Here is a 25,603-nt window from a genome sequence, read left to right on the forward strand (position 1 = left end):
TCAGGACAACACTTTGCCCACCGGCACCGCCAAGCCGTCATGCCACCACGCCGCGAAGCTGAAGACGTTGGGCGCCTTGAGAATCGTGAAATGGTTGCCCGGCCCGTACCACACGGCGAGGTCGTTGACATGACGCTGCCAGCCTTCAAGCATCGCCGCCTGCTCGCGCTGATTGCCCCACGCGTCCAGGGTCGGATCATCGACCAGCACCAGCCGCACCGGCCCGGTGTAGGTCAGTGGCGGTTGATAGACCGTGCGCAGCGCCGTGGCGAAGGTGCGCACCGGGCCGTGCATCGCATCCGGCGCCGCGCGCTCCGACAACACGCCGGCGCGGACCATGCCGGCATGCAGCAGGCGCAGTTGCGTGGCGTCATCGGCGTTGACGAAGGCCTGCGGATCAATGCCCAACGACTTGCCGCTGGACAGTTGCAGCGTGTCGATCAAGCGCTGCAGCGCCGCCGTGCCGGTATACGGCTTGCCTGCCGTGCCGTTGCCGCCCGGCGCCTCGCTGTCGATCAACGTCAGCGACGCCACTTCACGTCCCTGCGCTTGCAACTGCGCAGCCATGGCATGCGCGACCCAACCGCCGAACGAATGGCCGATCAGGTGCACCGGGCCTTGCGGGTATAGCTGCTCGATGGCTTGCAGATAGAACGCCGCAGCCGCCTCGACCTGACTGTGCGGCACGCCGATGCCGTCCAGCCCCCGCGGTTGCAGGCCGATGATCGGCCATTCCGGGCCAATGGCTTCGGTCAGGTGAATAAACCCCGTGACGCTGTCACCGGCCCCCGGCACACAGAAAATCGGCGCATGTCCCAACTGTCCGGTCTGGATCGTCAGGAGCGGCTGGTACTGTGCAGGCTCAGGGGGTTGCACGGCGTCCAGCGCCTGCGTGATGGCCTGCCCCAACGCCTGGATATGCGGCGCCTTCATCATGGTGCGGTGATCGCCGGGGATGTCGATGCAGTGCAGCCAATGGCTGGCGAACCGCGCTTCCCAACCCCGCGTCGGGCTGGGCAGAGACTGCCCGTCCATCAGCTCCTGAGCGCGGAACAGATGGATCGTCTGGCTCGCCGGGCTGACCCGGTAATGCGCCAGTGCCAGGCGATGCGCCGCTTCGCGATCAAAGTAATGCCGGGCATCCGCGGCGCTGACCGTGGCCAGCTCCGGATCGGTCAAGTGCTGTGCCAGGCAACGCTGGAACAACTGATCGAAATCCATTGCGCCGGCGACGTCTTCCAGCGCCTGCACCGCCGCCAGTGCGCTGGCGCCGTCGGCACCGAGCATCAGCGAACGGCCACGGCAATGGCCAAGCAACTGGCGCTTGTCCAGCCCCTCGCCACTCCACAGCGCCTTGTCCTGCGCCAGCGAGTTGGGCGCGTAGCTGTCGAGCAGGCCGATGAAGTCCACCACCTGATCCTGACCGAGCAACTGCTGGGCGACCTCATGGGCCAGTACGCCACCGAACGACCAGCCCGCCAGCCGATACGGCCCCTGCGCCTGCACCGAACGGATGATCCCGGCCATGCGCCGAGCCATGCACTCGAGGGTGCGCAACTGCGGCTGTCCAAGCGGCACGCCGGGCAGGCCGTAAATCGGGAACGTCCCGCCAATGTGCTGCGCCAGCGTCGGGAAGTACACGTCGCGGCCACTGAACTCATGCAGCAGGAACAGCGGCGTACCGTGATCCCCGGCGCGCACCACGACCAGTCCGTCCGGTTCCCCGGCGCTCTCGCCCTGCCCCAGCAACGCAGCGGCGGATTCGACACTCGGGTGCTGGAACAGCTCGGCCAGCGACACTTGCAGACCGGCCCGTTGCAGCTGATTGACCAACCGCACCGCGAGCAACGAATGCCCGCCCAGCTCAAAGAAGTTGTCGTGACGACCGACCTGTTCGACACCCAGCACCTCGGCCCAGACCCGCGCCATGGTGGTTTCGGTTTCACCTTGCGGCGCCACGTAAGGGCGGCTGATCAACGCGTCCACACCCGGTTCCGGCAGAGCCTTGCGGTCGACCTTGTCGTTCGGTGTCAGCGGCAACGCATCGAGCAGCACGAAGGCGCCGGGCACCATGTATTCCGGCAAGCGTTCCAGCACATGCGCGCGCAAGGCTTCCAGACCTGGCGTCTCGATCCCGGCACGCACGGTGTACCAGGCCACCAGACGTTCGTCGCGCACCATCACCACCGCGTCGCGGAGCGCCGGATGCTCAATCAGCCGCGCTTCGATCTCGCCGGGTTCCAGACGTAACCCGCGCAGCTTGATCTGGAAGTCGTTGCGGCCGAGGAATTCGAGGTTGCCGTCATGGCAATAGCGCGCCAGATCGCCAGTGCGATACAGCCGGTCCCCCGGCACAAACGGACTGTCGATAAAGCGCTCGGCCTGCATCTGCGGCAAGCCGTGATAACCCCGCGCCACCCCCACGCCGCCGATGTGCAACTGACCGCTGACGCCTTGCGGCACCGGTTGATCATGGTCATCGAGAACGTACAGGCGAGTGTTGCTCAGCGCCTTGCCGATCGGCACCACGCTGTCCGGCAGCGACATGCCCGGTTCCAGCGTCCAGCCGGTGCTGTCGACGGTGGTTTCAGTCGGGCCATAGACGTTGTGCAAACGCACCCACGGCAGGCGCTGGCGCACTTGCCGAACCAGCGCAGCACTGAGCTCGCCGCCACCATTCAGCACATCGGTGAGGCTGGTGCACTGGCTGACATCGTCCTGCTCGATAAAGTCCTGCAGCAGCGCCGGCACGAACTTCACCACCGTCACGTTGTGCTCGCGAATGGCCCGCACCACATACGCCGAATCACGGTTGCCGTCGGGCCGTGCAAGCACCAGGCGCAACCCGGTACACAGCGGCCAGAAGATTTCCCACACGGAGCTGTCGAAGCTGAACGGCGCCTTTTGCAACAACGCGCCGTGCGCGGTTGGCGAACTGATCTGCGAGCCCCAATGCACCATGTTGCAGGCGCTGCGGTGTTCGATCATCACGCCCTTCGGCAGCCCCGTGGAACCCGAGGTGTAGATCATGTACGCAAGGTTCGCAGCACTCAGGCCCGGCACCTGCGGAGCATGATCCGGCAGCTGCTGCCAGGTGCTGCGATCAAGCTCGATCAGCCCGGCCGCCGACTCGGCGAACAACGAACGCGTCGCCGCCTGCACCAGCACCGCCACCGGCGCGCTGTCCTTGAGCATGTAGGCCAGTCGTTCCGCCGGATAACCCGGGTCCAGCGGCACATACGCCCCGCCCGCTTTCAGAATCCCGAGCAGGCCGACCACCAGATCCAGCCCGCGCTCGACGCAGATCGCCACTCGCGCCTCCGGCTGCACGCCTTGCGCACGCAGGTGATGAGCCAGCTGATTGGCGCGCTGATCAAGCTCGCGGTACGTCAGACTGCCAGCGTCGGACTGCACCGCCAGCGCCTGCGGTTTGAGCCGTGCCTGTTCCTCGAACAAACGGTGCAGCGGTTGCTCCAGCGGGCAATCGGCCTCGGTCGCGTTGTAGTCGATCAACAAGCGCTGACGTTCCTGCGCGTCGAGCAACGGTACCTGCGCCAGCACCGTCTGATCATCGCTGACCAGCGCCGTCAGCAGTTGCTGGAAATAACCGACAAAGCGGCGGATCGTCGACTCGTCGAACAACGCCGTGGCGTAGTTCAGCGCACCGCGAATCCCGTCTGCGTGCGCGCCCAGGGTCAGCGACAGGTCGAACTTGACGAAGCGCCCTGCCCCGGCCACGCCTTCGAGAGTCAGGTCACCCAGTTTCACACTCGGCCCATCGTTGTTGTCCCAGCTCAACAGGGTCTGGAACAGCGCGCTATGGGACAGGCTGCGCAGCGGTTTGCAAATGTCCACCACCTGCTCGAACGGCAGGTCCTGATGCGCCTGCGCCTGCAGGGTTTGCGCCTTGACCCGCGCCAGCAAGGCTTCGCCACTCGGCTCGCCGGAGGTGTCGATGCGCAAGGCCAGGGTGTTGACGAACATGCCGATCAAGCCTTCGATCTCGGCGCGGGTGCGGTTGGCCACCGGCGAACCGATGACCACATCGGCCTGGCCGGACAGGCGACTGAGGGTCATCGCCCAGGCGCTCATGATCACCATGTACGGCGTCACTGCGCGACGCTGGCATAGCGCCGTGAGCCCGGCACTGACCGGCTCGCCCAACACCACCTCGACGCTGCCGCCGCTATGGTCCTGTTGCGCCGGACGCGGCCGGTCGGTGGGCAAGGTCAGCAAGGCCGGCGCACCGGCCAGGGTCTGTTGCCAGTAATCGCTCTGGCGTTGCAGCACCTCGCCACTCAGCCAGCGCCGCTGCCACACCGCGTAATCGGTGTATTGCAGCAGCAGTGGCGGCAGCGGATCGGCTTCGCCGTGGCTGAACGCCTGATACAGCGCCGCCAATTCGCGGGTCAGCACGCCCATCGACCAGCCGTCGGAGATGATGTGATGCAGCGTCAGCAACAGCACGTGGTGATCGTCGGCCAGCCGCACCAGACGGCCACGGATCAGCGAATCATGTTGCAGATTGAACGGCGCCGACGCTTCGGCCTCGCTCAAGCGACGCAAGGCGTCATCGGCCTGCGGGTGCTCACGCAAGTCTTCGACCTGCAGCAGCAAACCGCTCTGCTCCTCGCGGATCAGCACCTGCGCCTCGTCGTCGCGCTGGATGAAGCGGCTGCGCAGGGTTTCATGGCGTGCGACGATCCGCGCCAGTGCCCGTTGCAGGGCCACTTCATCGAGGCGCCCGCGCAGGCGCAGGCCGACCGGGATGTTGTACGCCGAGTGGCCACCGCCCATTTGTGCCAGGAACCACAGACGCTGTTGGGCAAACGATAGCGGCAACGCTTGATCACGCGGCGCCGGCAGAATGTCCGGCAACGTGCTGTACCCGGCGCGGCTGAGCACCTCGGCCACGGCCGCCAGCTCCGAATTGGCAAACAGCTCGGCCAATGTCAGCTCCACGCCCAGTTGCTGGCGCACCTGCGACAGCATGCGCATCGCCAGCAGCGAGTGCCCGCCCAGTTCAAAGAAGTTGTCGTGACGCCCGACCTGGGCAACCTGCAACACCTCGGCCCAGACCTGGGCCAGGCGCTGTTCCAAAGGCGTCGCCGGGGCCACATAGACCCGGCTGAGCAGTGCCGCCTGCGTCGGTGCCGGCAGGGCCTTGCGGTCGATCTTGCCGTTGTTGTTCAGCGGCAGGGCCTCAAGTTGCACCCAGGCGCTCGGCACCATGTATTCCGGCAGCCGTGCCTGCAATTGCGCGTGCAGGTCGGCACTGTCTACGGATTGATCGTGGACGGTGTAGTACGCCACCAAACGTGCGTTTTCCTGGCCGTCGCGGCGCGCCAGCACCACCGCTTCCTTGATCCCGGCGCAGTTGAGCAAGCGATTTTCGATTTCCCCGAGTTCGATGCGGAAGCCGCGAATTTTCACTTGATCATCGTTACGCCCGATGCACTCCAGTTGCCCCGGCGCCAGCCACCGCACGAGGTCGCCAGTGCGATACAGCAGCGCGCCGGGCTGGTCGCTGAACGGATCACGGAGGAATTTCTCGGCGGTCAGATCCGCACGGTTGAGATACCCCAGCGCCACGCCCTGCCCGCCGATGTACAACTCGCCGGTCACGCCCTGGGGCACCAGTTGCTGATGGGCATCGAGCACGTAGACCTGCGTGTTGGCAATCGGCCCGCCAATCGGCACGCTCTCGGCGTTTTCCGCCACCTGCTGCACTTCGAAGGTCGTCGCGTAGGTGGTGGTTTCAGTCGGGCCGTAGCAATGCACGAGGCGCAGCGCCGGCGCCTCGGCCAGCAACGTGCGGAACGCCGCCGGATCGCCGCGCTCGCCCCCGCACAACAGAATGCGCAGGTCTTTGAGCGCCTGCGGAATCAGTTGCACGTACTGGTTGAACAGCGCCGTGGTGACGAACAGGATCGTCGCCCCGCTGGCGCTCAGTTCCCGGCCAAAGGCGTGCGGGTCGAGCAGGGTCTGATGGTCGATGACCACCACGCGCCCGCCATTGAGCAGCGGCCCCCAGATGTCCATGGTGCTGGCATCGAACGCCGGGTTCGAGGCGAACACCACGCGGTCCTGCGCATTGAAATCGGCATAGCCGTTGTTCAGCACCAGGCGGCCGATGCCACGGTGCGGCACCATCACACCTTTCGGGGTGCCCGTGGAGCCCGAGGTGTACATGACGTACGCCAGCGATTCCGAGGACTGCAGCCGATTCGGGTTGTGCGTCGGCTGGTCGCTGAGCGTCAGGCGATCCAGGTCGATGCGCGCCACGCTAAAGTCGATCGCTTCGCTGCTGAGGGTCAGCAACGCCACGGCCTGACAGTCCTCGACCATGAATGCCTGGCGTTCGCTCGGTGCATGGATATCCAGCGGCACGTAAGCTGCCGCACACTTGGCAATCGCCAGTTGCGCGACCAGCAATTCCAGCGACCGCGGCAGCAGGATCGCCACGCGATCCCCCGGTTGCACGCCGTGGCCGATCAAGTGATGGGCCAGACGATTGGCCCGTGCATTCAGCTCGAAGTAGCTCAGCGACTGCGCACCATGCACCGCCGCCACCGCTTTGGGATGCGCCGCCGCCTGTTGCTGGAACACCCCGTGCACGGTCAGCGCCTGCGGGTAGTCACGGGCGGTGGCGTTGAAGTCGTGCAGCAAGCGCTGACGCTCGTCCGCCGCCAGCAACGGCACCTGCTCCAGTACCGTGTGATCATCGCCGACCATGGCCGCCAATAGTCGCTGGAAGTAGCCGACATAACGCAGGATCGTCGCTTCATCGAACAACGCCGTGGCGTATTCGAGTGAACCGCGAATCCCCTCGCCGACTTCGCCCAGGGTCAAGGTCAGGTCGAACTTGGCAACATCGCCGGCGCTGGCCAGCGCTTGCAGGGTCAGTTCGCCCAGCGCCAGATCCGGCCCGACGCTGCTGTCCCAGCTCAAGGTGGTCTGGAACAACGGACTGTGGGCCAGACTGCGCACCGGCCTGACGATTTCCACCACCTGCTCGAACGGCAGATCCTGATGGGCCTGCGCGGCCAGCGTCACCGCCTTGACCCGCGCCAGCAGCGCTTCGACGCTCGGTGCGCCGGAGGTGTCGATGCGCAAGGCCAGGGTGTTGACGAACATGCCGATCAAGCCTTCGATCTCGGCACGGGTGCGGTTGGCCACTGGCGCGCCGATCACCACGTCGGCCTGCCCGGACAACCGACTCATCAACAGCGACCAGGCACTGAGCACGGTCATGAACAAGGTGACGCCATGCCGCTGACTCAAGGCCTTGAGCCCGGCACTCAGGCGCGCATCCAGCAGCACTTCGACGCGACGCCCGGCGTAATCCTGCTGCGCCGGACGCGGCCGGTCGGTGGGCAAGGTCAACAGGGCCGGCGCGCCGTCGAGGGTCTGCTGCCAGTAATCGCTCTGGCGCTGCAACACCTCGCCACTGAGCCAGCGCCGTTGCCAGACCGCGTAGTCGCCGTATTGCAACGCCAGCGGCGGCAATGGATCGGGCTGTCCGTGGCTGAACGCCTGATACAGCGCCATCAGTTCGCGGGTCAGCACGCCCATCGACCAGCCGTCGGCGACGATGTGATGCACGGTCAGCAACAGCACGTGATGCTCGTCGGCCATTCGTACCAGACGCCCGCGAATCGGCGGATCGTTCTGCAGATCGAACGCTGTCGCGGCTTCCTGTGCTGTCAACGTTTGCAAGGTCGCTTCGGCCTGCGGGTGCCGGCGCAGGTCTTCGACCTGCAACACCATGCCGCTGCCGACCGGGGCGATAGCGACCTGCGCGGCATCGTCAATGCTCAGGAAACGGCTGCGCAAGGTTTCGTGACGCGCCACGATCTGCGCCAGCGAACGTTGCAGGGCGTCACCGTCGAGCCGCCCGCGCAAATGCAGGCCAATCGGAATGTTGTACGCCGAGTTACCGCCCGCCATCTGCGCCAGGAACCACAGGCGCTGCTGGGCGAAGGACAAGGTGCCGTCACGCGTGACCGGCAGGATTTGCGCCCGGCTGCTGACGTCCGCTGCGCACAGGCACCGGGCAACGGCCGCCAGTTCAGGGTTGGCGAACAGGTCGGCCAGGGCCAGTTCCAGGCCCAGTTGCTGGCGCACCTGAGCGACCATGCGCATCGCCAGCAGCGAGTGACCGCCGAGTTCGAAGAAATGATCATGGCGTCCGACCCGCTCTACCTGCAGCACCTCGGCCCAGATCTGCGCCAGGGTGGTTTCCGGCTCGCCTTGCGGCGCGGCGTACTCGCGGGTCAACAGCGCGGCCAGATCCGGTGCCGGCAAGGCCTTGCGGTCGACCTTGCCGTTGGCGGTCAACGGCCATGCATCGAGCCTGACAAAAGCGGCAGGCACCATGTACTCCGGCAGTTGCGCCAGCAGGTGTGCGCGCAACTGGCCAACGCTCAGCGACTCGCCCTGTTCGGTGTAATACGCCACCAGCCGTGGCTGGCCGGGCTCATCCTCACGTGCCAGCAACACCGCGTCCCTGATTGCGTCGAGCTGGTTGAGGCAGGTTTCGATTTCGCCCGGTTCGATGCGTACGCCGCGGATCTTGACCTGATCATCGTTGCGCCCGAGGTATTCCAGGGTGCCGTCCTCGCGCCAGCGCGCCAGGTCGCCGCTGCGGTACATGCGCGCATTCGGCGCCGTGCTGAACGGGTCGTGCAGAAAGCGTTCCGCCGTCAGTTCAGGACGATTCAGATAACCCCGGGCCACGCCGGCACCGCCGACGTACAACTCGCCCATCACTCCCAGCGGCACGAGGCGATGCTGTTCATCGAGCAGATACACCGTGGCGTTGCTCACCGGTTTGCCGATATGCAACGCCTGTCCGGCTTCGACCAGTCCGGAGGTCGCCACCACCGTGGCCTCGGTCGGGCCGTAGTTGTTGATCACCCGGAACGGCTGGTTGGCGTTGAACCGGCGCAGACGATCGCCGCCAATCAACAGGGTTTTCAGGGTCGGATGCGGCAGATTCTGGCTGAAGGCGTATTCGGCCACCGGGGTCGGCAGGAAGCTGACGTCCAATGGCTGTGCGCGCCACCAGTGGAGCAAGGCGTCGATGTCTTCATTGCCGTCATGGGTGGGCGCCAGGTGCAGGGTCGCACCAACGCACAACGCCGGCCAGACCTCCCAGGCCATCGCGTCGAAGCCGAACCCGGCCAGGCTTGACGTTTGGCCGCCGGCGCGCAACTCGAATGCCTCGCAGTGCCAATCGACCAGATTGCTCAGCGTGTGGTGTTCGACCATCACGCCTTTGGGCAGGCCGGTGGAGCCGGAAGTGTAGATCACATACGCCAGATGCTGCGGGGTCAGGCCCGGCAGAACAGGATTGTCGCTGTGGTCGCTTGGCCACAGGTGCCGGTCAAGGTCGATCACCGGCACTGCCAATGCTGGCAGACGTTCGCGCAACGTACTTTGGGTAAGCACGGCGACTGGCGCACTGTCCGTCAACAGGTAGTTCAAGCGCTCGGCCGGATGCGCCGGATCGATTGGCACATAACCGGCGCCAGCCTTGAGAATCGCCACCAGTCCGACCAGCGTATCGAGGCCACGACGGGCGACGATGGCCACGCGGTCGTCGGGCTTCACCCCCGACGCAATCAGATGATGCGCCAGTGCGTTGGCCTGTCGGTTCAACCCGGCATAACTCAGGGGTGCCTCGGCAAACACCGCTGCCGGCGCGTCCGGCCGCTCGGCCACTTGCTGTTCGAAGCGCTGAGCGATCGTCAGCCCTTGCGGATAATCGGCGCGGGTGGCGTTGAAGTCGATCAATAGCTGTGCGCGTTCATCGGCCGGCAAAATCGACACGTGCTCAAAACCCTGATGCGGCGCGTGTTCCAGCGCCTCCAGCAAGGCGTGCAAGGCGCACTGCAAATAGCTGCAAATGCGCCGTGCATCGAGGCCGGCACCGGCCAGTGCGGTCAGGCTGAAACCTTCACCGAAGTCATCGACGCTGAGGGTCAGGCGATAGTTGCTGTGCTCTTCGGCCTCAAGCAATTGCATGCCGTGCCACGCCGCTGTGGCTTCGGCAGAAGGCGCGCCCGACGAGGCGCCGTGACGGTAATTGAACAGCGTACTGAACAGCGGCGTGGTCGGCGCCATCGCGCTGCAATGCTGGATGCGCGCCAGCTGCGCGTGTTCGTGCTGCAGCAACTGGCTCAGGCGTTGGTGCGTGGCCAGCGCCGCGCCCTTGACGCTGTGCGCGCGCAAATCAAGGCGCAGCGGCAAGGTGTTGATGAACACCCCGAGTGCCCGTTCCGCCCCCTCGCCGCCCTGCAAGCGCCCGAGCAACACCGTGCCGAACACCACATCGTCGCGCCCCGACAATTGCCCCAGCACCTGCGCCCAGGCCAGGTGCATCAGACTCGCAGCACTGACGCCGAGGCGCCGGGCCTGACGGCGGATCTCGTGGTTCAGCGTGGCATCGAGAGTCAGCTGAGCCTTCTGCGCCTGTTCTTGCAGGGCCGGGTTCTGGCCGTATGGCAGGGTCGGTTCGTCGACGTCGCCGAGCATCTCGCGGAAGAAGCCTTCGTGCTGCTCATCGCTCAGCCCCGCCAGAGTGTGCGCCACGTAATTGCGGTACGGCACCGGCTCGGGCAGGCGTTGCGGCTGGCCAACGAGGAAGGCCTGCATTTCCTGTTGCAGCACCTCCAGCGCCACGTGATCCATCACCAGGTGATGGAACAGCAGCAACGCAACGACACGTTGATTGGCCGCGTCCCAGGTGTGGACCACGCGCATCAGCGGTGCCTGATCGACGGCCATGCGGTAATGCCCGGCGTCAAAGTGGCAGCGCAACTGCGCCAGAGCATCAACGTCCGCCGCTTCCAGCGCGACGTTTTCACAGACCAGCGATGCCTGCCGCCAGACCACTTGCACCGGGTCTGGCAGGCCGTCCCAGAACAGCGAGGTGCGCAGAATGTCATGACGCTGGATCACCTGCTGCAAGGCTTGGGTAAAGCTGTTCAGACGTTGTTCATCGGCAAACGCGAACTGCGCCTGCAACACATACGGATCGCCCTGAGCGGCAGACAAATGATGGAACAGGATGCCGGTCTGCAACGGCGCCAGAGGGTAGATATCCTGCACGTTGGCCGCACCGCCGGGGATGCTGGCGACAATACGGTCAAGGGTTGGCTGGTCGAGCGTCACCAGCGGCAGCAGATCCGGGGTGATGCGCGTGCAATCCGCAGGGATGCGGTTGGCCGGCACTTCGGCGTCCGGCTCGCCACCGACCGCAGCGGCGAGTGCGGCCAGCGTCGGCTGGTTGAACAGCACTCGAATGTCGGCGCTCAGGCCGGCGCGGCGCATTTTCGCCACCAGGTTGACCGCCAGCAAAGAGTGGCCGCCCAGTTCAAAGAAATGGTCGTGACGCCCCACCCGCTCGACGTTGAGCAATTCGGCCCAGAGTTGCGCCAGCGCGATTTCCACTTCGCCGACCGGGGCTTGGTATTCGCGCGTGGTCAACGCGGTCAGATCCGGCGCCGGTAGCGCCTTGCGGTCAAGTTTGCCGTTGGGGCTGAGCGGCAATGTGTCGAGGTGCACGAACACGGCGGGCACCATGTAGTCCGGCAAATGCTCCAGCAGGTGACTGCGCAGAACGTCGATTTCGAGGCGGGCGCCGGTGTAATACGCGACCAGACGCTTGTCGCCAGGTACGTCTTCGCGAGCCAGCACGGCGGCTTCCTGTACACCATCGACCTGAGTCAGGCGGGCCTGGATTTCACCGAGTTCGATGCGCAAGCCACGGATCTTCACCTGATCGTCGTTGCGGCCGAGGTATTCGATATTGCCGTCGGCCAGATAGCGCGCGACGTCGCCGGTGCGGTACATGCGTCCGTTTGCCTGAAATGGATCGTCGAGGAAGCGTTCGGCGCTCAGCTCCGGGCGATTCAGATAACCACGGGCCACTTGCACGCCGCCGATGTACAACTCGCCGACCACGCCTTGGGGCACGGGCTGTTGTTGCGCATCGAGGATGTACATCCGGGTGTTGGCGATCGGTTTGCCGATCGGCGTATTGTCCGGAGTTTGCTCCAGCGGCCCGGCGCAATCCCACGCGGTGACGTCCACCGCCGCTTCGGTCGGGCCGTACAGGTTGTGCAATTTGCTGCCTGGCACTTGCTGTTTGAAACGCCGAACGATGCTGCCCGGCAAGGCTTCGCCACTGCACATGACCTGACGCAATCCGCTGCAACGCGTGGTGTCGCCGTGGGTGAGGAACACGTCGAGCATCGACGGCACAAAGTGCAGCGTGGTGATGTGCTCGCGCTCGATCACTTCGCTGAGGTACTGCGGATCCTTGTGCCCCTCAGGCCTTGCCATGACCAGTCGGGCGCCGGTCATCAACGGCCAGAAGAACTCCCACACCGACACGTCGAAGCTGAACGGCGTCTTCTGCAATACCGTGTCGGCCGCTGTCAGCTGATAAGCGTCCTGCATCCACAGCAAGCGGTTGACCACCCCGGCGTGTTCGTTGATCACGCCTTTGGGTTGCCCGGTGGAACCCGAGGTGTAAATCACGTAAGCCGTGTGGTGCGGGGTCAATTCCGGTGCTGACAGATTGTCCGCCGGTTGCGATTGCCAGTGCGGCTGATCCAGATCGATCAACGGCACCGTGACGTTACCGAGCAACGAACGCGTCGAACCCTGCACCAACACCGCCAGCGGTGCACTGTCTTCCAGCATGTAGGCCAGACGCTCCAGCGGGTACGCCGGGTCCAGCGGCACATAACCGCCGCCGGCCTTGAGAATCGCCAGCAGCCCGACCACCATGTCCAGACTGCGTTCGACGCAGATCGCCACCCGCGAATCGGCCTGCACCCCCACTCCGCGCAAGTGCCGCGCCAGTTGATTGGCCCGCGCATTGAGTTCGGCGAAGGTCAGTGACTGCTCAGCGGCCACCACCGCCGGCGCCTGCGGCGAGCGCTGCACTTGCGCCTCGAACAGCCCATGAATCGTCTGCTCCAGATCGTAATCGACGTCAGTGGCATTGAACTCGACCAGCAAGCGCTGCTGCTCTTGCTGCAGCAACAGCGGTGCGTGCTCCAGCACCGCCTGATCGTTGGCAACCATCGCCTGCAACAAGCGCTCGAAGTACCCGACAAAGCGCTGCACTGTGGCTTCATCGAACAGCGCCGTGGCGTACTCCAGCGACCCGCGAATCGCCCCGCCGGCGTCACTCAGACTCAACGACAAATCGAACTTGGCAAAGTGGCTCGGTTCGGCCAGACCTTCCAGGCTCAGGTCACCCAGAGCCAGCGCCGGGCTTTCCAGACCGTCCCAACTGAGCAAGGTCTGGAACAACGGACTGTGCGCCAGACTGCGCACCGGCCGGACGATTTCCACCACCTGCTCGAACGGCAGATCCTGATGCGCCTGGGCCGCCAGCGTCAGCGCCTTGACCCGCGCCAGCAGCCCTTCGACGCTGAGTTCACCCGACGTGTCGATGCGCAGGGCCAACGTGTTGACGAACATGCCGATCAGCCCTTCGATCTCGGCGCGGTTGCGGTTGGCCACCGGCGAACCGATCACCACCTCCGCCTGACCGGACAAACGACTGAGCAACATTGCCCAGGCACTCATCAGCGTCATGTACAGGGTCACGCCATGCCGCTGCCCCAACGCCTTGAGCCCGGCGCTGAGGCGTTCGTCGAGTACCACCGCGACACTGCTGCCGGCGTAGTCCTGCTGCGCCGGACGCGGACGGTCGCTCGGCAGCATCAGCAACGCCGGCGCCCCGGCCAGCGTCTGTTGCCAGAACTCACTCTGGCGCTGCAGCACTTCACCGCTGAGCCAGCGCCGCTGCCAGATTGCGTAATCGGTGTATTGCAGCGTCAGCGGCGGCAATGGATCCGGCTGACCGTGACTGAACGCCTGGTACAGCGTCATCAATTCGCGGGTCAGTACGCCCATCGACCAGCCATCGGAGATGATGTGGTGCAGGGTCAGCAACAGCACATGGTGATCGTCGGCCAGCCGCACCAGACGTCCGCGAATCAGCGGATCGTCCTGCAAGTCGAACGGCCCCGACGCTTCGCCCTGAATCAGCGCCTGCAAGGCTTCGTCGGGTTGCCGGTGCTGGCGCAGATCTTCGACGCGCAGCAACAGACCGGTATCCACCGGCGCAATCAGCACCTGCGCTTCGTCGTTGTACTGAGTGAAGCGGCTGCGCAAGGTTTCGTGGCGGGCGACGATCCGCGCCAGTGCGCGTTGCAGCGCATCGTCATGCAAGTGCCCGCGCAGGCGCAGGGCCACGGGAATGTTGTAGGCGGTGTTGGCGCCTTCCATTTGCGCCAGAAACCACAGGCGCTGCTGGGCGAACGACAGCGGCAAGGCGCCGTCGCGCGGCACCGGCAGCATCTGCGGCTGGGTGCAACGCCCGGCCTCACTGAGGACGGCAGCCACCGCCGCCAGTTTGGCATTGGCGAACAGATCGCTCAGCGCCAGTTCGACCCCCAGCCGCTGACGCACCTGCGCAACCATGCGCATCGCCAGCAGCGAGTGGCCGCCGAGTTCGAAAAAGTGATCCTGACGCCCGACCCGCTCGACCTGCAGCACGTCGACCCAGATGTGCGCCAGTGCGGTTTCCACCTCGCCTTCGGGTGCCACGTATTCGCGGGTGAACAGCGCCGTCAGCTCCGGTGCCGGCAGAGCCTTGCGGTCGACCTTGCCGTTGGCGGTCAGCGGCAGTGCGCCGAGCCGGACGAACGCCGTCGGCACCATGTATTCCGGCAAACGGCTGAGCAACTGCGCACGCAACTCGCCCACCGGCAAGGCTTCGACCTGGGCCTGTTCGGTGAAGTACGCCACCAGCCGTGGCTGGCCGGGCTGGTCTTCGCGGACCAGCAGCACCGCTTCCTGAATCCCCGGCAACTGGTTGAGGCAGGTTTCGATTTCCCCCAGTTCGATGCGCACGCCGCGAATTTTCACCTGATCGTCATTGCGCCCCAGGTATTCGATGGTGCCGTCCTCGCGCCAGCGCGCAAGATCGCCGGTGCGGTACATCCGAGCATTCGGCGCACTGCTGAACGGGTCACGCAGGAAACGCTCGGCAGTCATCTGCGGGCGATTCAGGTAGCCCCGGGCGACGCCGGCACCGCCGACATACAACTCGCCGGCAACGCCAATCGGCACCGGGCGTTGCTGTTCATCGAGCAGGTACACCGTGGCGTTGCTCACCGGTTTGCCGATATGCAGCGCGTCGCCGCTTTGCACCAGGCCGGAGGTCGCGACCACCGTGGCCTCGGTCGGGCCGTAGTTGTTGATCACGTCGAAATGCTGGTTGCGGTTGAACTGACGCAAGCGGTCACCACCGATCAACAGTGTGCGCAGGGTCGGGTGTTCGAGGTTCTGGCTGAAGGCGTATTCGGCCACCGGTGTCGGCAGGAAGCTCACGTCCAGCGGTTGCGCGCGCCACCATTCAAGCAACGCGTCGATGTCTTCGCCGCCCTCATGGGTCGGTGCCAGATGCAGGGTCGCGCCGGCGCACAGCGCCGGCCAGACTTCCCAGGCCATCGCATCGAAACCGAACCCGGCGAGGCTTGAAGTGTGGCGACCCGCGCACAGGTCGAACGCTGTGCAATGCCAATCGACCAGGTTGCTCAAGGTGTGGTGTTCGACCATCACGCCTTTGGGCAGGCCGGTGGAGCCCGAGGTGTAAATCACGTAGGCCAGGTGCGCAGTGCTCAGGCCCGGCACTTGTGGGTCATGGGTAACGCGCTGCGGCCAGGTGCGGCGGTCGAGGTCGATCACCGGCACGCTCAGAGCCGGCAGGCGCTCACGCAGACGGCTCTGGGTCAGAACCGCCACTGGCGCACTGTCATCGAGCAAATAATGCAAACGCTCGGCCGGATGTGCGGGATCAACCGGCACGTAACCGGCGCCGGCCTTGAGAATCGCGACCAGCCCGACCAGCGTTTCGAGGCCACGGCGGGCGACGATGGCCACACGGTCGTCAGGTTTTACCCCCAGGTCGATCAAGTGATGCGCCAGGACGTTGGCCTCGCGGTTGAGTTCGGCGTAGGTCATTTGCGCATCGCCAAACACCGCCGCCAACGCCTCAGGCCGCTCGGCCACCTGCGCCTCGAAACGCTGGTGAAGGGGCAACCCGGTCAGGCCTTGCGCCTGCGTGGCATTGAAGCCAAACAGCACCTGCGCCCGCTCCGCCGCCGGCAGGATCGGCAGTTGATTGACCGGCGTCTGCGGCGCCTGCTCCAGCGCCAGCACAAGGTTTTCCAGCGCGCAGAGCATGTAGTCGCAGACCCGCTGCGGATGGGTTTGCGTACTGGCCAGCAAGGTCAGATGGAAACGCTCACCGAGGTCATCGACGCTCAGGGTCAACGGGTAGTTGGTGCGTTCCTCGGAACTCAGGGTGGTGATGCCCTCCCATGCTGCAAGGGTTTGCGCACTGGCCGTGGCGACGTCGTGGCTGTGGCGATAATTGAGCAGCGTGCTGAACAACGGTGTCGGCGCCACCACGTGACTGCACCGCTGGGCCAGGGCCAGCGGCGCGTATTCGTGGCGCATCAGCGTGGTCAGCCGAGCGTGCGTGGCGTTGACCGCCGCACGCACGTCCTCGCCGTCGATATCCACCCGCAGCGGCAAGGTGTTGATGAAAATCCCCAGCGCCCGGTCAATCGCTTCGGCGCCCTGCATGCGCCCCATCAGCACCGTGCCGAACACCACCTGTTGCTTGCCGGTGAGCGCCGCCAGCACTTGCGCCCAGCCGAGGTGAAACAGGCTCGCGGCACTCACCCCGAGCGTGCGCGCCTGAGCACGCAAACGCTGCCCCAGCAGCGCCTCGACCGGCACGCTCAACTCTTCGATCTGGCTGCCGTCACCCTGCACGTCTTGCAGACCGTAAGGCAGTGTCGGCTCGTCGACATCGCCGAGCATGTCGCGGAAGAACGCCTCGTGCTCGGCTTCGCTGACGCCCAGTCGCGCCTGGGCCACGTAATTGCGAAACGGCACCGGGCGCCCGAGTGATTCAGTTTGTCCGGTGAGGCAGGCGCGCATTTCATGACGCACCACGTCGAGGGCCGAGTGATCGAGGGCCATGTGATGGAACAGCAACGTGGCGATCACCCGCTGCCCGGCTTCGTCCCAGGCATGGGCCAGGCGCATCAACGGTGCGCGGCTGACGTCGAGGCGAAAATGCCGGGCGTCAAAACGTTCGTGCAGGTACGCCAGCACGTCGCTGTCGGCTGTCGGGGGCAGCACTTCCTCCATCGGCAGTTCGGCCCGACGCCAGACCACTTGCACCGGCGCATCCAGCCCTTCCCAGAACACCGCAGTGCGCAGGATGTCGTGGCGATCAATCACGCTTTGCAGGGCGTGGGCGAACGCCTGAAAGCGTTCACGGCTGGCAAAGGCGAAGTGCGACTGCATGACATACGGATCGCCCTCGCCGCCGCTGGCGTGGTGATAGAGGATGCCTTCCTGCAGCGGCGCCAGCGGATAAATGTCCTGCACGTTGGCCGCACCGCCGGGCACTTGCTCAACGAGACGGTCGATGGTGGCCTGGTCGAGTTCGACCAGGGTCAGCATCGCCGGTGTGATGCGTGTCGTCCCCGGAACAATGCCATTGGCCGGCACCTCGACCTGCCCGTGTCGGGTGGCCGAGTATTGCCCGGCCTTGATCAGTTCGATCAGCGCCGGTTTGTGCTCGCGCAACAGCGCCAGCAATGCCGGATCGCTCAAGGCCTGTTTGTTGCCGTTGACCCGCAACTGGTCATCCGTGACCGCCAGCTGAATATCTTTAGCCTTCAATGTGGCCAACAGTTCGATCACGTTCACAGGACGATCTCCATTCTTTCCGTAATTGCGGCGTAACCGGCCAGGGTCGGATGTTCGAACAACGACCTGACATCGGCTTCCATGCCTTCCTGACGCAGCCGGCCGATCAGACTGACCGCCAGCAGCGAGTGACCACCCAGTTCAAAGAAATGGTCGTGACGCCCCACCCGCTCGACGTTGAGCAATTCGGCCCAGAGTTGCGCCAGCGCGATTTCCACTTCGCCGACCGGGGCTTGGTATTCGCGCGTGGTCAACGCGGTCAGATCCGGCGCCGGTAGCGCCTTGCGGTCAAGTTTGCCGTTGGGGCTGAGCGGCAACGTGTCGAGGTGCACGAACACGGCGGGCACCATGTAGTCCGGCAAATGCTCGAGCAATTGCCGGCGCAGTGCCTCGATGTCCAGCGCCGCGCCGGTGTAATACGCGACCAGACGCTTGTCGCCAGGTACGTCTTCACGAGCCAGCACGGCGGCTTCCTGTACACCATCGACCTGAGTCAGGCGGGCCTGGATTTCACCGAGTTCGATGCGCAAGCCACGGATCTTCACCTGATCGTCGTTGCGGCCGAGGTATTCGATATTGCCGTCGGCCAGATAGCGCGCGACGTCGCCGGTGCGGTACATGCGTCCGTTTGCCTGAAATGGATCGTCGAGGAAGCGTTCGGCGCTCAGTTCCGGGCGGTTCAGATAACCACGGGCCACCTGCACGCCGCCGATATACAACTCGCCGACCACGCCTTGGGGCACGGGCTGTTGTTGCGCATCGAGGATGTACATCCGGGTGTTGGCGATCGGTTTGCCGATCGGCGTGTTGTCCGGGGTTTGCTCCAGCGGCCCGGCGCAATCCCACGCGGTGACGTCCACCGCCGCTTCGGTCGGGCCGTACAGGTTGTACAACGCTGCGCCCGGCACTTGCTGTTTGAAACGCCGAACGATGCTGCCCGGCAAGGCTTCGCCACTGCACATGACCTGCCGCAATCCGCCGCAACGTGCAGTTTCAGCATGGGTGAGGAACACGTCGAGCATCGACGGCACAAAGTGCAGCGTGGTGATGTGCTCGCGCTCGATCACTTCGCTGAGATACTGCGGATCCTTATGCCCCTCGGGCCTTGCCATGACCAGTCGGGCGCCGGTCATCAATGGCCAGAAGAACTCCCACACCGACACGTCGAAGCTGAACGGCGTCTTCTGCAATACCGTGTCGGCCGCCGTCAGCTGATAAGCGTCCTGCATCCACAACAAGCGGTTGACCACCCCGGCGTGTTCGTTGATCACGCCTTTGGGTTGCCCGGTGGAACCCGAGGTGTAAATCACGTAAGCCGTGTGGTGCGGGGTCAATTCCGGTGCTGACAGATTGTCCGCCGGTTGCGATTGCCAGTGCGGCTGATCCAGATCGATCAACGGCACCGTGACGTCGCCGAGCAACGAACGCGTCGAACCCTGCACCAGCACCGCCAGTGGCGCACTGTCTTCCAGCATGTAGGCCAGACGCTCCAACGGGTACGCCGGGTCGAGCGGCACATAACCGCCGCCGGCCTTGAGAATCGCCAGCAGCCCGACCACCATGTCCAGACTGCGTTCGACGCAGATCGCCACCCGCGAATCGGCCTGCACCCCCACCCCGCGCAAGTGCCGCGCCAGTTGATTGGCCCGCGCATTGAGTTCGGCGAAGGTCAGCGACTGCTCACCGGCCACCACCGCCGGCGCCTGCGGCGAGCGCTGCACTTGCGCCTCGAACAGCCCATGAATCGTCTGCTCCAGATCGTAATCGACGTCAGTGGCATTGAGGCCGAACAGCAGTTGCCGACGTTCGCCATCCGGTAACACCGGTAAACGGTTCAACGCCTGCTGCGGTGTCTGCTCCAGCGCCTCGACCAGCCCCGACAACGCCTGTTGCAGGTAGCCACAGACCCGCGCCGCGCCGATGCGCGAAGGGATCATCGCTGTGAGGTAAAAGCCCTGGCCGAGGTCATCGACGTTCAGGCTCAGCGGATAGTTGGTGCGCTCTTCGCTGGACAGGTTATGAATGCCTTGCCAGCTCAGGCGAGCGGCCTGCTGCTGTTCCTCGCTGACGCTGTGGCGGTAGTTGAGCATGGCGCTGAACAGCGGCGCCGGCGCTGCCACACCGCTGCAACGCTGGGCCAGCGCCAGTGACGCATGTTCGTGGCCGAGCAACGCGGTCAGTCGGGCGTGGGTCGCACGGACGCCGGCACGCACCGGGGTGTCGCCCAGATCGACGCGCAACGGCAAGGTGTTGATGAACATGCCCAGGCCGCGATCGGCACCGCTGCCGCCCTGCATCCGGCCCAACAGCACGGTGCCGAACACCACGCGCTCCTGCCCGGAAGTCGCGGCCAGGACCTGCGCCCACGCCAAGTGGAACAGGCTGGCGACACTCACCCCGAGTTGCCGCGCCTGGCCACGCAAGCGCAGGGCCAGGGCTTCGGGCACGCTCTGGCGCACTTCTTCGATGTCACTGCCGTCGCCGTGTACGTCAAGCAGACCGAACGGCAGCGTCGGCTCGTCAATGTCACCGAGCATCGTGCGGAAGAACGCTTCATGTTCCTGCTCACTGACGCCCAGGCGCGTCTGCGCCACGTAGTTGCGGTATGGCACCGCCGGCAGCGGTGCCTGGCCGTGGCCGAAAAGGATCACCTGCATTTCTTCCTGGACCACGGCCAGCGCCGTGTGGTCCATGGCGATGTGATGGAACAGCAGCATCGCGACCACCCGATCATTGGCCGGGTCTTGCACATGGGCCAGACGAATCAACGGTGCCTGACTGAGCTCGATGCGGTAATGCCGCGCGTCGAAACGCTCGTACAACTGCGCCAGAACATCGCCGGCCGCCGGGTCGAGGATGACCTCCTGAACCGGCAGTTGCGCCTCACGCCAGACCACTTGCACCGGCGTCGCCAAGCCCTCCCAGACCACCCCGCTGCGCAGGATGTCGTGACGGGCCATGACCTGACGCAGCGCGGCGGCGAAGGCTTGCAAGCGTTCGAGGCTGTCGAATGCAAGGCGCGATTGCAGCAGGTACGGATCGCCCTGCGCGGCGCTCAAGTGGTGATAAAGAATGCCTTCCTGCAGCGGCGCCAACGGGTAAATATCCTGCACGTTGGCCGCGCCACCCGGCACCGTCGCGACCACCCGCTCGATACTCGGCTGATCCAGTTGCAGCAACGTCAGCATCTGCGGGGTGATGTGCGTGCATCCGCTCGGAATCAGGTTGGCCGGCACTTCGACTTCGCGGCCGCTGCCCACGGCGGCGGCCAGCGCGGCGAGGGTCGGCTGGCTGAACAGCACGCGCACGTCGGTGCTCAGGCCGAGCTGACGCATACGTTCGATCAGGCTCACCGCCAGCAGCGAATGGCCGCCCAGTTCGAAAAAGTTGTCGTGACGCCCGACCTGCTCGACCTGCAACACCTCGGCCCAGACCTGCGCCAGCGCGGTTTCCACTGAACCTTGCGGTGCAACGTATTCGCGGCTGAGCCAGGCGTCCTGATCCGGTTCGGGCAAGGCCTTGCGGTCGAGTTTGCCGTTGGCGGTCAACGGCAGCGCCGACAGGCGCACATAAGCGGCGGGCACCAAGGCCTGCGGCAAGCGTGCCTGCAGATGCAGGCGCAGGTCCTCGATGTCGACTGCCGAGCGCGCCGTGAACCAGGCGATCAAACGCGCCTCGCGCACCAGCACCACCGCGTCCTGCACCGCCGGATGACTCGACAGCGCGGCGTCGATTTCCCCCAGTTCCACGCGCACGCCGCGCAGTTTGACCTGATCGTCGTTACGCCCCAGGTACTCGATGTTGCCATCGGCCAACCAGCGCGCGAGGTCGCCGGTGCGGTACATGCGCGCCTGCGGTTCGTCGCTGAACGGGTCTTCGAGGAAGCGTTCGGCGCTCAGATCACGGCGGTTCAGATAACCCCGGGCCACCCCCGCGCCACCGACGTACAACTCACCCGTCACGCCCACCGGCACCGGCCGTTGCTGATCATCGAGCAGGTAGACTTTGGCGTTGCTGACGGGCCGGCCGATGTGCAGCAGCCGGCCGGCATTGATCTGGCCGGAGGTCGCGACCACCGTGGCCTCGGTCGGGCCGTAGTTGTTGATCACCGCAAAGCTGTGTTCGTGGGGGAACTGGCGCAGGCGATCGCCGCCAATCAACAACGTGCGCAGCGTCGGGTGCTGCAGCTCGCGACTGAAGGCGTATTCGGCGATCGGAGTCGGCAGGAAGCTGACCTGCAACGGTTGCGCGCACCACCAGTCGAGCAAGTCGTCGAGGTGTTCGTTGCCGATCGACTGCGGCGGCAAATGCAGGGTCGCACCGACGCACAGCGCCGGCCAGACTTCCCAGGCCATCGCGTCAAAACCGCAACCGGCGACACTCGCGGTGTGGCTGCCCGCGCGCAGGTCGAACGCCTCGCAGTGCCAGTGCACGAGGTTTTCCAGGGTCGCATGTTCGACCATCACGCCTTTCGGCTGGCCGGTCGAACCCGACGTGTAGATCACATAGGCCAGATGCGCCGGGGTCAATGTCGGCAGTTGCGGATTGGCGTCGGACAGGTGCTGCCAGATGTCCTGGTCGAGGTCGATCACCGGCACCCGGCCCAACAGCTCACGGGTCGAGGCCTGTGCCAGCACCGCCACCGGATCGCTGTCCTGCAACAGGTAAGCGATGCGTTCCGCCGGGTACGCCGGATCGACCGGCACGTAACCGGCGCCGGCCTTGAGGATCGCCAGCAGCGCCACCAGCATTTGCGGGCTGCGTTGCAGGCACACGGCGATCCGGTCGTCCGGTTGCACGCCGAGGCCGAGCAAGTGATGGGCCAGGCGATTGGCCTGCTGATTGAGTTGCGCATAGGTCAGTTGCTGCGCGCCCTGCACCACCGCCAGAGCCTCTGGTTGTTGCGCGGCCTGCACTTGCACCAGCGCCTGAATCGTTGCCCCGCGCGGGTACGCCGTCGCTGTCGGGTTGAAGCCGACCAGCAAGCGCTCGTATTCCTCCACCGGAAGAATCGGCAAGCGGTTGAGCGGACGTTGCGGCGCCTGTTCAAGCGCGTTCACCAGATGTTCCAGCGCGGTGTGCATGTAGCCGCAAATGCGCTGCGCGCCGATCTGCGTCAGCGCCAGCACCGCGAGGGCGAAGCCTTCGCCCAGGTCGTCGACGCTGAGGGTCAGCGGGTAGTTGCTGCGCTCTTCGCCGCCGAGTAACTGCACACCTTCCCAGATGCCCTGACCGTCACGCGGCTGCGCCTCGGCGGCACTGTGCCGGTAGTTGAGAATGGCGCTGAACAGCGGCGCCCCGGACACCGCGCTGCAGCGTTGGGCCAGTGAGAGTGGCGCATGTTCATGGGCCAACAGCGCGGTCAAGCGTGCATGTGTGGCCTTGACCGCGTCTTGCACGCCTGCGCTGACGTCCACGCGTAACGGCAAGGTGTTAATGAACACGCCCAGCGTGCGGTCGGCGCCCTCGCCGCCCTGCAGACGGCCCAGCAGCACCGTGCCGAACACCACGTCGCGGCGGTTGGCAAGCACGCCCAATACCTGCGCCCAGGCCGCGTGCATCAGGCTCGCCGGACTGACGCCCAGTTGCCGGGCCTGCTCGCGCAGACGCCGGGTCAGCCCGGGATCGACGGTTTGCTGCGCCTCCTCGATGTCGCCGCCATCGCCTTGCACGTCGTGCAGGCCGAACGGCAGGGTCGGCTCGTCGATATCGCCATGCATGTCGCGGAAGAACGCTTCGTGCTCCTGCTCATTGGCGCCCAGCCGCGCCTGCGCCACGTAGTTGCGATACGGCATCGGCGCGCCGAGGCTGTCGGCCTGATCGAACATGAACGCACGCATTTCCTCGCCCACCACTGCCATCGCGGTGTGGTCGAGGATCAAGTGCTGGAACAGGATAATCGCCACCACCTGCTGCTGCACCGGGTCCTCGGCATAGACGATGCGCATCAGCGGCGCCTGACTGAGGTCGAGGCGGTGGTAGCGCGCATCGAAGCGTGCGTGCAACTGTTCGAGAATGTCACCTTGCGCCGGGTCCAGCGCCACCGCTTGCACCACCAGCGGAGCCTCGCGCCACACCACCTGGTGCGGACTCGACAGTCCCTCCCAGACCACGCTGGTGCGCAGGATGTCGTGGCGCGCGATGACCTGCTGCAAGGCATTACCGAACGTGCGCAGACGCTCGACACTGTCGAACGCCAGTCGCGATTGCAGCAGGTATGGATCACCCTGTTCGGCGCTCAGGTGGTGATAAAGAATGCCTTCCTGCAGCGGCGCCAGCGGGTAGATGTCCTGCACGTTGGCCGCGCCACCGGGCACCGTGGCGACGATGCGCGCGATGCTCGGCTGATCGAGTTCGGTCAGGCTCAGCATGTCCGGGGTGATGTGCGTGCAGCCTGGCGGGATCCGGTTGGCCGGGACTGCAATTTCACGACCGCTGCCCACAGCGGCCGCCAGTGCTGCCAGGGTCGGCTGGTTGAATAACACGCGCACGTCGGCGGCGAGGTCGATCTGGCGCATGCGTTCAATCAGGCTCACCGCCAACAACGAATGCCCGCCCAATTCGAAGAAGTTGTCGTGGCGCCCGACCTGCTCGACCTTCAGCACGTCGATCCAGATCTGCGCCAGCGCGATTTCCACCGCACCGTGTGGCGCCTCGTATTCGCGGCTGAGCCACGCACCGTGCTCCGGTTCCGGCAAGGCCTTGCGATCAATCTTGCCGTTGGCGGTCAACGGCAAGGCCGCCAGCCGCACGTAAGCTGCGGGCAACAAAGCGTCGGGCAGGCGCGCCTGCAAGTGATTGCGCAACTGTCCGATGTCAACCGCCGAGCGCTCGGTGAACCAGGCGATCAGGCGCCCATCGCGCACCAGAACCACAGCTTCCTGCAACGCCGCGTGACTGCCGAGCGCGGCTTCGATTTCACCGAGTTCGATGCGCACGCCGCGCAATTTGACCTGATCGTCGTTGCGCCCCAGGTACTCGATATTGCCGTCGGCCAGCCAGCGCGCCTGATCGCCGGTGCGGTACATGCGCGCCTGCGGGTCATCGCTGAACGGGTCAAAGAGGAACTGCGCAGCGCTCAATTCGGGGCGATTCAAATAGCCACGCGCCACGCCCGCGCCGCCGACATACAACTCGCCCGCCACGCCCACCGGCACCGGACGCTGCTCGGCGTCCAGCAAGTACACCTTGGCATTGGCGATCGGCCGGCCAATGTGCAACGGCTGACCACACTCCACCCGCCCGGAAGTCGCGACCACCGTCGCTTCGGTCGGACCATAGTTGTTGATCACCTCGAAGCTTTGCAGGCGCGTGAACTGGCGCAGGCGATCGCCACCGATCAACAGCGTGCGCAAGGTCGGGTGCTGCAACTGACGGCTGAAGGCGTATTCGGCCACCGGTGTCGGCAGGAAACTCACCTGCAACGGCTGCACGCACCACCAGTCGAGCAACTCGTCCAGGTGCTCGTTACCGATCGACTGCGGCGGCAGGTGCAAGGTCGCACCGACGCACAGCGCTGGCCACACTTCCCAGGCCATGGCGTCGAAACCGAACCCGGCGACACTCGCGGTATGACTGCCGGCCTGCAGGTCGAAGGCTTCGACGTGCCAGTGCACGAGGTTTTCCAGGGTCGCATGTTCGACCATCACCCCTTTCGGCTGGCCGGTGGAACCGGAGGTGTAGATCACATAGGCCAAATGGTTCGGCGTCAGCGCCGGTATCCGCGGATTGGCATCTGACAGGTGTTGCCAGCATTCGCTGTCGAGATTGATCAGCGCTA

General features: G+C 65.2%; 2 protein-coding genes (1 of these 2 cut by a window edge). Both read right to left on the bottom strand.

What is annotated here, in order from left to right:
• Entirely contained in the window at nucleotides 1-17,823 is a 17,823-nt protein-coding gene (locus tag HV782_RS17240; RefSeq protein ID WP_217890320.1) for a non-ribosomal peptide synthase/polyketide synthase, read from the bottom strand.
• Nucleotides 17,820-25,603: the 3' portion of a non-ribosomal peptide synthetase gene (locus HV782_RS17245; RefSeq protein ID WP_217890321.1), read on the bottom strand. It continues 5,230 nt past the right edge of the window; only the last 7,784 of its 13,014 coding nucleotides appear in the window; the start codon falls outside the window, past its right edge; the stop codon is at nucleotides 17,820-17,822. The genes HV782_RS17240 and HV782_RS17245 overlap by 4 nt, the downstream gene beginning before the upstream one ends.

Origin of the sequence: Pseudomonas monsensis (genome assembly GCF_014268495.2) — a bacterium.
In the GTDB taxonomy this organism is placed as follows: domain Bacteria; phylum Pseudomonadota; class Gammaproteobacteria; order Pseudomonadales; family Pseudomonadaceae; genus Aquipseudomonas; species Aquipseudomonas monsensis.